General features: G+C 35.5%; 11 protein-coding genes. 4 read left to right on the top strand and 7 right to left on the bottom strand.

Going from position 1 to position 12,793, the window contains the following annotated elements:
- Window positions 1-146 precede the first annotated feature (146 nt).
- The 6 genes from NBT05_RS01890 to NBT05_RS01865 form a co-directional block, all read right to left on the bottom strand.
- A complete protein-coding gene (locus NBT05_RS01890; protein ID WP_265771731.1) occupies window positions 147-509 on the bottom strand; it encodes an endonuclease domain-containing protein in 363 nt (120 codons plus the stop codon).
- A gap of 135 nt (window positions 510-644) precedes the next feature.
- A complete protein-coding gene (locus NBT05_RS01885) occupies window positions 645-947 on the bottom strand; it encodes a hypothetical protein (protein WP_265771730.1) in 303 nt (100 codons plus the stop codon).
- 158 nt (window positions 948-1,105) lie between these two features.
- Window positions 1,106-3,169, bottom strand: coding sequence for a flotillin family protein (locus tag NBT05_RS01880; protein WP_265771729.1), 2,064 nt, complete (start codon window positions 3,167-3,169; stop codon window positions 1,106-1,108).
- 6 nt (window positions 3,170-3,175) lie between these two features.
- Window positions 3,176-3,877, bottom strand: a complete 702-nt coding sequence (locus tag NBT05_RS01875; protein ID WP_265771728.1) for a hypothetical protein — start codon at window positions 3,875-3,877, stop codon at window positions 3,176-3,178.
- Between the two features lie 209 nt (window positions 3,878-4,086).
- The gene (locus NBT05_RS01870) at window positions 4,087-4,794 is read right to left on the bottom strand and encodes a PspA/IM30 family protein (protein ID WP_265771727.1); all 708 of its coding nucleotides are present in this window, start codon (window positions 4,792-4,794) and stop codon (window positions 4,087-4,089) included.
- 3 nt (window positions 4,795-4,797) lie between these two features.
- Window positions 4,798-5,193 carry a CesT family type III secretion system chaperone gene (locus NBT05_RS01865; RefSeq protein ID WP_265771726.1) on the bottom strand — a complete coding sequence of 132 codons (396 nt, stop codon included), beginning with the start codon at window positions 5,191-5,193 and terminating at the stop codon, window positions 4,798-4,800.
- A 327-nt stretch (window positions 5,194-5,520) separates the two neighbouring features.
- On the opposite strand from NBT05_RS01865, the gene NBT05_RS01860 reads away from it, so the two are divergent.
- Both NBT05_RS01860 and NBT05_RS01855 read left to right on the top strand, forming a co-directional pair.
- Window positions 5,521-6,279 (top strand): helix-turn-helix domain-containing protein, encoded by a 759-nt coding sequence (locus NBT05_RS01860; protein WP_265771725.1) that lies wholly within the window; start codon window positions 5,521-5,523, stop codon window positions 6,277-6,279.
- Window positions 6,280-6,436: 157 nt separating this feature from the next.
- Window positions 6,437-9,424, top strand: coding sequence for a DUF5060 domain-containing protein (locus tag NBT05_RS01855; protein WP_265771724.1), 2,988 nt, complete (start codon window positions 6,437-6,439; stop codon window positions 9,422-9,424).
- A gap of 121 nt (window positions 9,425-9,545) precedes the next feature.
- On the opposite strand, the gene NBT05_RS01850 is transcribed toward NBT05_RS01855, so the two are convergent.
- On the bottom strand, window positions 9,546-10,373 hold the full coding sequence (locus NBT05_RS01850; RefSeq protein WP_265771723.1) for a universal stress protein: 828 nt from the start codon (window positions 10,371-10,373) through the stop codon (window positions 9,546-9,548).
- Between the two features lie 696 nt (window positions 10,374-11,069).
- On the opposite strand from NBT05_RS01850, the gene rimP reads away from it, so the two are divergent.
- Window positions 11,070-11,537 carry a ribosome assembly cofactor RimP gene (gene rimP, locus NBT05_RS01845; protein ID WP_265771722.1) on the top strand — a complete coding sequence of 156 codons (468 nt, stop codon included), beginning with the start codon at window positions 11,070-11,072 and terminating at the stop codon, window positions 11,535-11,537.
- 12 nt (window positions 11,538-11,549) lie between these two features.
- Window positions 11,550-12,782, top strand: a complete 1,233-nt coding sequence (gene nusA, locus NBT05_RS01840) for a transcription termination factor NusA (RefSeq protein ID WP_265771721.1) — start codon at window positions 11,550-11,552, stop codon at window positions 12,780-12,782.
- Window positions 12,783-12,793: the final 11 nt, after the last annotated feature.

Here is a 12,793-nt window from a genome sequence, read left to right as displayed (position 1 = left end):
AGGGAAGAATTTATCAAAGATAAATTCAGGGTGGTGCGGCTCCCCACCACCTCCTTCTTCGCTAAAAGCGAATTCATTCTCCTCCTCTACGAAGAGGAGAGCTTACGGGCTGTTTTACTTCGTAAAAGGCGCTCTATTAAGTAGTACTATTTAAAATGATCTTTAATACCCTTCAGTACTGAAGGGAGATGATCAAATACTATTTTATTTTCAAAACGAATAACGGTAAACCCTAAACCTTCCAAATAGTCGGTTCTAATTTGATCTTTTATTTGTACATCCGGACGGTTGTGATATTCACCGTCTAATTCTATAATTAATTTTTCTTTCGGACAGTAGAAATCTACAATGTAATTTCCAATACTATGTTGGCGTCTGAATTTCCTGCCTTCTAATTGACTTCTCTGTAAAAACTTCCATAAGAAAGCCTCGGCAGAAGTTCCATGATTCCGAAGCTTTTTACGGTATGGCTCAAGTACCTTCCTATTATGAATTTGTTTTTTCTTCATTGCTTAATATTATTAAAATCCGATGATTACCTTAAAAGTTCCCCACCTCCTGGAGAAGGGGACAGATTTATCAACGATAAATCAGGGGAGGTAAAGTTCCCGCTTAGCGATTCATAGCTAAGTAATAATTCAAAATCACCCTCGCTTAAACAAACTAAAAAAATGATTCACATCCGCTCCGTTCATAAATGACATTTGATACCCTAAGGATAAGATAATAGCCAAAGCAATCATAAAGAAGATAATTTGTAGCCTTCGTTCTTTTATGCGTTGCACTTTTAACTTCTGGCGGATATCTTTTAAAACGCTTTCTGGCACAGGTTCAATGTGAAGCCTGTTTTTAGAAACTCTTGGATGGCTGTTTAAATAACCGAAAGTGGCTCTTTTTCCTCTTCGGTCATTAGACTTAATACTAGAAATCATTGCTGTTGCTCCCATAATTCAAATTGTTTTAAAGATTGTCTAAAAGTTGATTCAATTGACAAGATTGAACTTGTCGAAGTCTTGACAGATTGAGCTTGTCGAAATTTTGACAAATTGAGCTTGTCGAAATTTCCTCAACCTGAGTCATTCCCCCCTTTGGGGGCTAGGGGGCATTACAATTTCCGATCAGATAATCCCAACCCTTTAGCTAGATTAAGCAGGTTACTAAAAAGATCTGTTTCTTCCTGACTATTAGATTTTTTCTTTAAATCCATCAATAAATTAGCAATAGTTAGATTTTTAATGTCTTCAGAAGAAATTCCGTATTTAGTTGCAAATTCTTTTACTTTTTCCAGTAAGTTACCTTTTACATCATCACTGCCTAAAATGGCATCTTTAACATCCTGTATATTATCGCTATGTTTTACCAATCGGTCAAAACCTTTGGCTTTAGTTACCTGACCGACAATCTGGTCAAAGAACATAGTTTCCCCACCTACGATATCAATATTGGCTGCTTTTAAAGCTTCTGCAATAACTAAAGATTGTGCATCTGCAATTTCTTTTTGGATATTGATTTCTGCAAGATCTACCTGTAATTCTTTGTCTAGTCGTAGTTTAAATTCTTCATGTTCTTTTCCTACGCCATCTAGTTTTTTCATAGCATTCGCCTTTTCTTCAATACCTGCGGCATCAGCAATAGCTTTTTCCTTAATAACTTCAGCTTCGGCTAAACCTTCTTCTTTAATAGCTTCAGCTTTGGCTAGAATGCCGGCTGCTTCTGCTTTTGCTTTCTTTTCAATAATATTAGCCTCTACTAGTCCTTGTCTTTCGTTGGCATCTGCCTTAGCATGCATCACCTGTGCTTCGGACATTCCGATAGTTGCTTCTTCTTTAGCCGTAGCTTCTGCTAAAGTTTTACGGGCTTCGGCTTCTTTTTGACTTGCTTCTTTTTGAGCCTGAGCTTCAATATTGATTTCTTCTGCTTTCTGTTTTGCCGCTTCTTTTTGTGCTTCCGCTGCTTTAATAGTTTTGATTAAGCTTTCCTGTGCCTCAGCTTCAGCCACGGTAATTTTTACTTGCTTATCCCGGTCTGCGGTTTTAAAGGCTTCAATATCTTTCATATTCTCCTGTTCTTCAACCACTCCTTTTTCCAGCATCACCCGGTCCCTGATCACATCCTGAATATTTTTCTTTTCTACTTCAACTACCTTTTCTTTTTCAATCTGAGCTAAAGTAACAATACGCTCTCTTTCCGTAGCTTCCAGTAATCGGTCTTTTTCTACCCGTTCGGTTTCTACAGCATCCGTTCGTTGCTTATTTTTAGCTGCCACGATAATTTGGCGTTCCATATTTTCTTCGGCAACTTTTACTTTTTCTTCGGTAATAATTCGTGCTGTTTCTGCCTTCAGGCGCTCTTCTTCACTTACCTTTAATATTTCAGCTTCTTCCCTGGCTTTTATATTAGAGATTTCTCTTCGTTGCTGTTCTTCTTTTTCAGCCAACTGCTTGTCCAGTTCCAAAATGGCTTCTCTAGCTTCTACATCTTGTTTACGGATAATCTTTTCCTCATCCCGTTTAATTAGGTTGGATTTAATATTTTGCGCAGCAGTCAATTCAGTAATTTTCTTAATACCCTCAGCATCCAGAATATTATCTGGTTTCATAATATCCAGCGAAGTCTGCTCTAGATCGTCAATAGCGCAGTCATCAAGGATATATCCGTTAAGATCGGTACCGATAATATTAATAATTTCATCCCTAAATTCCCGTCGGGCTTCGTACAACTCTACAAATTCAAACTTTTTACCTACCGTTTTTAGAGCTTCTGAAAATTTAGCATCAAAAAGACTTCGTAAAGTTTCAATTTCCGAAGCTCTATTACATCCAATGGTTTGAGCAACGTTAATAATATCTTCTACGGATTTATTCACCTTTACGAAAAACGCAACTTTAATATCTGCCCGGATGTTATCTTTACATATCAAACCGTTCAGTCCGGAACGTTCGATTTCAATCTTTTTGATGGCAATATCCATGATTTCTACTTTATGTAAAACAGGAATTACGTATAATCCTTTATCAAAGGCAACAGCCGTCCCCCCAAAACCGGTACGAACCAGGGCTTCTCCTTGCGGGATCTTCTTGTAAAAGATGGCAATAATTATAAAATAGAGTACGATAAGGAGTACAATGCCGGCCACCACAATAATGGCTAAACTTGCTAAATTGCTCATAAGTGTCTAGTGATTTAAAGGTTGAATAATATAAATTTGTTTGTTTTTTACTTGATTGACGATGGTTACCGGAGTATTGGCTGAAATAGGCAGGCCATTTTTAGATTGTACCATTACTTTAATCGGATCTGATTGAATTTTTATTTCTAAAGTAGTCAGGCGATCTCCTGAAATAGCACTTTGCAGTACACCTTCTCGACCTAAAAATTCAAGGGCAACCTCTCCTTTATTATTGAAATTTGTAAAGAATCGTTTAAAAGGTTTCGTTACTATTTTAGTAATTAATAAGGCCGGAAGTATACTACCGAAGAAAAACAGAAATCCAAAATCATTAGCATAGCTATGGGTAATAGAGGTTCCTGCCATGGTCAGCGCCCACCAGAACAGTACAAAAAAAGTGAACGTAAACATAAATGGCAGTCCTACAAAGTTAAAGTACAGTAAAAAAACCTGAAAAAAGTTTAACTTACCCCGTCTCCGAAGGACCTCTTCTTTTTTAACTTCTGTATTAGAAATATCCTGAACATCCAGATTTGCTCGTGCATCAAAATCCACATCTGTATCGACATCCATATCAATATCTCCATCAAAAAAATCAAGATCCAAACCAGTAAGCGTTGTTAAAATCCAGTAAAGTACGAGTGCTCCTAAAAGGACGGTTAACGGGAGATTCACGATGGATATGGCTATGTCAAATAATTCTTTCATTCAATGGTTCAATTAAAGGTTGGACAATCTACTTTCTAGGAGTTAGCAAACTTCTTAAGGTTGCAAAGCCTAATAATAAATATAGAGTTATATACAATCTTATCATATAATAAGGTGATACAAGAAACGCTATTAATCGTTATCTTAACAATTACTACAATTAGTAGTGTTTCAGTTAAAAATGTTACTTGTTTTGACGGTAATTTTAATTAGGATTTCTCTATCCCCAGCTTTTTCTTTAATTGCGCCAGGTCATCTTCTGCGTTAGATTCCGTAACATTAGCTGCTTTATCTAATTCGTCATCAATGGACTTTGATGCATTTGCAATATCTCCATACGCTTCCGCTACAGCTTCATCCTGGCTGACTTTATCCTTCATGCGCTCTAGCATAGAAACCGTACTTGAACCGTCAATAGCAGCCATTTGCTTATTTACATTTTTAGTTGCAGCAGATACCTTAACGCGAGCTTTCAGCGTTTTTAACTCATTTTCCCATCTGCTGATATTCTGTTTAATTTCCTGAATATTTTTTTCTAATTGAGAAACGGACTTATCAAATTTATCCGTCTCCTCTTTACCACGGTTAGCTTGTTGTACGGCTTCTTCTTTTTTAATCAACGCTTCTTTTGCTAATCGATCCGCTTCGATAGATTCCATAGTACCATTTTGCGCTTTTTTAAGGATCAACATCGCTTTTTGTTCATAATCTTCAGCCTTGGTTACAAATTCTTCGGTAGTATTTTTGGAGCGTATGGCCAAGGCTTTTACCTGAGCCAGGGCTTCTGTGCTTTTAGTTAAATCCGTTTTCATATCCCGGATACCTTGTTCTGTCATTTTAATAGGGTCTTCCATCTTATCAATAGCCGAATTGGCTTCTGCTTCTCCTATTTTAAATAATCGTTTGAAAAAATTCATAGTTTAATATTTTGAAAAATTAATAATCTGTTCGGAATATTCACTTAGCAATAAACCAAGTGAATTTAAAGTTCCTTCTAATTCATTTAGGTCCAGGTTTTCCAGTTGTAAAGTATCTCTGAAAATTACTTTTTCACCCGTATGATCCAGAACAAAAGCTCCATGTACAATATCCCTGTTCTTTTGAAGCAGGCTACGGTACACCAGTTCATTTTTATTTTTAATATTAAAAATAAACTGTTCTATAATCAAGATGGGAGAAGCAATACCTAGGATTAAATTCTTAATTCCTTCATTTTCCTTACTCAGCATAATAATACCATCTTTCTTGTTCTCATGATGGATAGTACAATGAAGTTGTAATAAATAGTCCTTTACCAACTGGAAATGATCCTGCATATAATTATTTTTTTGAATGGTTATTAAAGTAAGTTTAGTTATAAATGCCGTTGTAAAAAGTAAGTAATATACTAATATGGTTTATATCCTACATATAAACTCTAATGTACAAACTGCATGATCGGTAAAATGTAAAAGTGTAAAAAGCATAATAAAAAGTTGTTTAATGTTAGTAATTAATAATTGCTAAATTTTTTAGTATTTCTATTTGTGCAAAATATAAATACCATATTTCCTGTTTATATTAGTATAGTTAATAAGAATTAGCTATTATTGTTAGACAAATATACATTTAAATTTTAAAATTGCAAATTTAATTAGCAAATTATGTCATATTTTGGAAGAAATATTAAAAAGATACGGAGTGTCAAAAAGTTAAGTCAACAAGCATTCGCAGAGTTATTTGACTTAAAGAGAGGTACTTTAGGAGCTTATGAAGAGGGTAGAAGTGAGCCTAAAATAGATACGATTATTAAAATTGCTAATCATTTTAGTATACAAATAGATAGTTTGCTAAAAAACGAATTAACAGTCAATGAATTATTACAATTTAAAGGAGACCTTACTACTTATACCGAGCAATTAAAAAGAGAGCAATTTGCAGTAATACCTTGTATTACGGAAAAAAATAGTAGCGAATACATAACCTCTTATAAAGATGCAGGTTTTATTAAAGAACTACCTGTAATACAATTACCAATTAACCCAGAAAAGGAATTTAGAGCATATACCGTTTCTAACTTGGAAATGACACATCATGATACGGGTTTTTACCCTAAGGATATTGTCATCGGAGAAAGAGTTCCTTTAGATATTATTAAAAAACTAAACAATAATACCTTAGTATTTAGTTTGGTTGATGATAAACTTATTTTTAGAAGGTTGTACGTTACTAAAAATTCAATAACCTTAAGAGCGGACCATAAAAATATCGAAGATGCCACATATACTATTTCAGAAGTAAAAGAATTATGGCGGGTACGTTATATTTTTTGTCATCGCATTCCTGAATTTACAGATGTAGTCCATGATAAAATACATCTGATTGAGAACGAATTGGAAAAAATCTGGAAGAAATTGAAATAAAGGGATAGTCTATTCCTTATTTTTTTAATAGTTTAAGCATAAAACATATACGAATTGTAATCAGTTATCGTTATATTCACATTAACTAAATACAATTAACACAGGTCCGATTCTATTGAAAAACAAAGAAATAGAAGCGGATTGAAACTCAATTTTTATGAAATCAATTTTTACGCTTCTGGCCGTATGTGCTATGAGCAGTATGCTCCTTGCTCAAAATCCATCAGGTGAATTAAAACGATGGCACAAAATAACCTTATCATTTACAGGACCTAATTCATCAGAATCCAGTAATCCGAACCCATTTACCAATTATCGCCTGGACGTTACTTTTACTAACGGATCAAGCTCCTATACCGTTCCCGGGTATTATGCAGGTTGTGAAAATCCTGCAGATACTAGTTGTGATTCCGGTGCAGTCTGGAAAGTTCACTTTGCACCCGGAAAAACCGGAAGGTGGCAATGGACGGCTTCTTTTAAAACCGGAGATGATATAGCTATTAAAACCGGAGGCGCTTCCGCTGGTTTTATGGATGGTAAAACCGGGTCTTTTCAGATAGCAGAATCTGATAAGTCCGGAAGAGATCTTCGTGCTAAAGAAAAAGGAATGCTATCTTATGTAGGAGAACATTATTTGAGATATGCTGGAACTAATCCGGATAACCCAAACGGAGTATGGTTTGTAAAAGCCGGAGCGGACTCTCCCGAAAATACCCTGAATTATGTTGATTTTGATGCCACTCCCAGTTTTAATAATAATTTAAATAAAATTGGAAATAAAACCTGGCAACCACATCAACGGGATTATAATACAAATGATGCCGGAGCCTATACCTGGGGAAATGGAAAGGGTACTGAAATTCTGGGTATGATTAATTATCTGGCAGGACAGGGGGCAAATGCTATTTCTTTTTTAACCTGGAATACCAGTGGAGATGGAGGTGCCGTTTTTCCGCATACCTTAAAAGTCTCACTTAAAGAATACGGGAATACTCCCAGGGGACAACAATGGAGTAAAGTAAATAAAGACCGTTTTGATGTTTCTAAACTGGCACAATGGGAAAAATTTATGGAATATGGAGATAAAAAAGGAATGTTTCTTCATTTTAAAACGATGGAAACCGAAAATGACAACCTTATGGACGGCAATAACTTCGGGCGGGAACGAAAATTATATTATCGGGAATTAATTGCCAGATTCGGTCATCATTTAGCGTTAAACTGGAATTTAACCGAAGAAACTACTTTAAAGGATAATGTAGTCAAAGAAACGGCCAAGTATATTAAAAGTATTGACCCGTATAACCATCACATGGTTATCCATACCTATCCGGGTGAACAAGACCAGCGTTATAATCCATTAATAGGCAATAAATCGGAATTAACCGGAGCTTCTATTCAAACTAATCAAAATAAAGTTCATGATGACGTGAGAAGGTGGTTGCAGAAATCCCGAAGCGAAGGTAAAAAATGGGTAGTTGCAAATGACGAACAAGGTAGTGCTGCAGAAGGAGTTCGAGTATCTGATAAACAAATAAGGGATAAAGTGCTCTGGGCAACCTTGCTTGCAGGAGGTACCGGAGTCGAATATTATAGTGGATACACTAATGATGATGGGGATATTAATGGGAATGACCATCGAAAAAGAGGAGATAAGTACAAACAAGGTGGATATGCCTTAACTTTTTTCAATACCTATCTGCAAGAAGATATAGTAGATATGTTAAGTGCAGATGCAGCAACCACAGATAACAATGATTATGTTTTTGCTAAGGCAGGTAAAATCTATGCAGTATATCGTCCTAACGGTGGAACTACAAAAATTACGCTTCCGTCAGGAAACTGGAAAGTACAATGGTATAACCCCAGAACCGGAGGAAACCTGTCCTCTCCTCAGACAATAACCAATACTTTATCAGCTCCTGATAATAGTGATTGGGTGGCATTGATAAAAGGAGAATCCAATGTGGATTCCGATTGTAAAAATCTTACAAGTGCCCCTACTCAAGATGCTTATCTGGAAGGAAATACTCGTGTAAACACAGATGCATTACGAACCGAACGAGGCAATAGGATCGCTTACTTACAATTTGTAGTTCCTTCCACTACTAAAAAAGTGGAATCGATTAAATTACAATTGACGGTCAATAATGATCCGGGACAAGGTACGATTGATATATTTAAAGGAACCTCTAACTCCTGGACCGAAGCCAATTTGTCAAATAACAATAAACCTTCTGAAGGTGTAAAAATAGGTTCTATAACAGGTAATTTTAACAAAGATCAGACTTACGAATGGGAACTTTCTAATATCTCGCAAGGAGAAAGAGTTTCTTTGATTGTAAAACATTCCGGTTCTAATGATGTTTCTTTTTATGCTAAAGAAGGAACAACCAGCCCTCAGATTCTAGTAAATACGGATTGTGACGACACAGATACCAACTGTGGTAGTATCACCCTAAATGCGCTTACTGATTTTCCGACAATTGATGTATCTGGTTTTTCTCCTGCCTATAAAGATAGAGCACGCAAAGCCTTAGCTATTAATGCATCACTCTATAAAGATAAGTTTGCTGCGGCAGAGGCAACCTTTAGAGGGGAAACTGGTGTCTACAACATTGCTTTAAATACTCTTGCAGAATTAGACGGAGAAAGCTCTTACAGAGTAGTCATTAACAATAAAGTAGTTGGAACTTTTCAAAATCCGGAAACAGATACTGATTACCGACCTATCGTAGCAACATTTAAAGATATTTCAATAACTAAAGGAGCTAAGGTGAGGGTGGAATTCAACTCAAATACAAATGGAAAGATACCAGAAGGTAACTCAACCGCTTTTGCCAGAGGGCGTTGGACATCCATCGTATTTAATTGTAAAAGTAATACCTTATCCTTAGGGGAAGTAGATGCATCTAATGCTTTATTTCTAGTGCCCAATCCAGCACAGGATATAATAGCCTTAAAAGGACTTTCTGAACCTGCCGTAGTTACTATATACAACACCCTTGGTAAAAAAGTAATTTCTGAAGTTGCTGCTCGAGGTTCAGGTGCTACTTTTGATATTCAGTCGCTTTCTAACGGAATTTATTTTATGGTAATTGATGGAAATAAAGAAAAACAAACATTAAAATTTTTAAAACAATAGTCATTTCTTTGTTTAAGAAAATAGTAATTCTAGCTAAAAATTACGTAGAAATCAAAAAAGCTGTCCGAAAGGGCAGCTTTTTTTGATTAAATCCAAAAGGGAATTGTACCAATAGTATACCTTATATCTTATAAGTTAACACCGGTCGTTTTGCATGATTTACCACATCTTCGCCCACACTTCCATTAATAAAGTGCGATAGACCTTTTCTTCCGTGGGTTCCAATACCAATTAAACCTGCGTTTACGGATTCAGCAAAATTTAAAATTCCTTTTTCTACATTAGTATCGTTATAAATGCTAAGAGAAGGTTGTACAACATCAATTCCACTTAACATGTTTTTCATCTCATCTTCTGCTTCCTTAGTAGATTTAAAAGAACTGGCAGTATTGATCCATACCACATGCAATTGCGCCTCAATTTGCTTGGCAAAGTTAGCGATGGCAGCAATAGCAGGTTTTTCTTCTACTTCAAAGTTAGTAGCATACACTACGCTTCCGATATTAAAAACATCGCAATCTTCTTTAATTACTAAAACGGGTTGTTTTGCAAAACGAACAATCTTTTCAGCATTAGAACCAATAAAAAACTCTTCAAAACCAGAAGATCCATGAGACCCCATTACAATAAAATCAATCATGTTTTTAGTGCAGGTACTCATTACACCTTCCCTAATATCTTCAAAACTTACGGTTTCATGAACTTCAATACCATTCAAATACTCTTTTGCTAACAACTCTTCGAATTTCTTATGCGTTTCTTTCATAAAATAAATAGCCTCCGGAGCGCTAGGAGTAGGAGTAGCCATTAAGTCAACCAGATGTACCGGTAATTCAATAATATGAAGTAGGTAAATTTGGCTTTGGTACTTTTTTGCCAGCTGTGCAGCAACCTTTAAAGCACTTTCCGCCTGTTCGGAAAAATCAGTTGGAACTAATATTTTTTTCATAAGGATGGGATATAGGTGAATAAAAAATTCTTTTATTAATTATTTCCTCTAAAGTATTAAAAAATCTAACAAGATTACATGTAAGCCATATATTGAGAATTTTAAATGTGTTAGGATATCAATAAACAGGTGGATTTTACAAGCGGGCTTCTGTATTAGGTGATTAGTAGTAGTTAAGATTATGTATCAACTATTTCCGTCATATTGAAATAGATTGATTTTAATTAAAAAGAATCCGAATCCAAACGTGTATTTTAAGCTTAGCGTAGTTAATTCTAATTCATATAAATCAATCCTACCCCCAGCCCTTTCCAAAGGGAAGGTAGCTGAAAGTCCTTTCCTTTGGAAAGGATTTAGAATAGGATAGATAGCTGTAAATAAAATAATTAGGTTGATTTTGATACACCAACGCTATTGTAAACTAAAGCCAGAGGATAATTTTATAATACTGATTTTAAGTATTATAGTAACTAGTCTTAATTCTTGCTTCTAGAAGCGATAGCGACCTGTCCGTCTACAGGCGAGTTTTGAATCCTTACCAGACATGAATACTATTGAAATTAAAAACAGTAGCTAAATACCTGAAAAACATAAGCTACCTCGATTTTGAATCTTAATTAGAATTACCTATCTTTGCACCATTGAAAAAATTAAAAACCGGAGAGGGGACGAAAAGTCCCCTCTTTTTATCTAGGTATGCCATTGCAATCCAAAGTTGAAGATTTATTAAACAAAGCTTTAGAAGACAGGTCTGATCTTTTTCTTATAAAAATGTCCGTACATCCCGATCATACCATAGAAATTATAATTGACGGAGATCAGGGAGTTACTGTTGAAGATTGTATCATGGTCAGTAGGGCTATAGAGCATAATCTGGACAGAGAAGAAGAAGATTTTTCACTTCAGGTAATGTCAGCAGGGGTATCAGAAGGCTTGGTTCACCCCAGGCAATATCCTAAAAACGTAGGTCGGAAGTTAAATGTAAAAACGGCAGATGGTAATCAAGTAGAAGGGGAATTGATACAAGTGGAAGAAGATAACATAAAATTAACCTGGAAAACAAGAGAACCTAAGCCTGTAGGTAAAGGAAAGGTAACGGTAGTAAAAGAAGCAGCAATTGCTTACGAAGATATTAAAGAAGCTAAAGTTATGATAACATTTTAATAATATATTGATATGGAAAATATCCAATTAATAGAGTCATTTTCAGAGTTTAAAGATGATAAACTAATTGATAGGGTTACGTTAATGGCCATTTTGGAAGACGTATTTAGAAATGCTTTAAAAAAGAAATTCGGAAGTGATGATAACTTTGATATTATAATCAATCCGGATAAAGGAGATTTGGAGATTTGGAGAAACCGGGTAGTTGTAGCAGATGGAGAGGTAGAAGATGATAATTCGGAAATATCGCTAACTGCAGCCAGAAGGATTGAGCCGGATTTTGAAGTAGGTGAAGATGTATCTGAAGAAGTTAAATTAATACAATTAGGAAGAAGATCTATTTTAGCATTACGTCAAAACTTAATTTCTAAGATTCACGAACACGATAATACAAATATCTATAAGCAGTTTAAAGACCTTGAAGGAGAGATCTATACAGCAGAAGTACATCATATTCGACACCGTGCTATTATTTTATTGGACGATGAAGGGAATGAGATTATTTTACCAAAAGACCGACAGATTCCTTCTGATTTCTTCAGAAAAGGTGAAAATGTAAGAGGAGTTATTGAGTCCGTAGAACTAAAAGGAAATAAACCTGCGATTATTATGTCCAGGACCGCTCCTTTGTTCTTAGAAAAATTATTTGAATCTGAAATCCCTGAAGTTTTTGACGGGTTAATCACCGTTAAAAAAGTAGTTCGGATTCCTGGCGAAAAAGCAAAAGTAGCCGTAGACTCTTATGATGACCGGATTGATCCGGTAGGAGCTTGTGTTGGGATGAAAGGATCACGTATTCATGGGATTGTTCGTGAATTAGGTAACGAAAATATTGATGTTATTAATTATACTAATAACGTGCAATTGTTTGTTACCCGGGCTTTAAGTCCGGCTAGAGTTACCTCGGTAAAATTAGATGAAGAAAATCATCGTGCAGAAGTGATGCTACGTCCGGAAGAAGTTTCCAAAGCTATCGGTAGAGGCGGGCATAACATACGGTTAGCCGGACAATTAACCGGATTTGAAATCGATGTATTTAGAGAAGGGGCAGAAGAAGATGTAGAGTTAACAGAATTCTCTGATGAAATTGATTCCTGGATCATTGAAGAATTTGGAAAAATTGGCCTGGATACGGCAAAAAGTATCCTTGAGCAAGATGTTAACGATTTAGTGAAACGTACTGATCTGGAAGAAGAAACCATCAATGAAGTGGTTAAAATTTTAAAATCGGAATTTGAAGATTAATAGCTTCAATT

The organism is Aquimarina sp. ERC-38, from assembly GCF_026222555.1.
In the GTDB taxonomy this organism is placed as follows: domain Bacteria; phylum Bacteroidota; class Bacteroidia; order Flavobacteriales; family Flavobacteriaceae; genus Aquimarina.
This window is presented reverse-complemented; position numbering and strand designations above follow the sequence as displayed.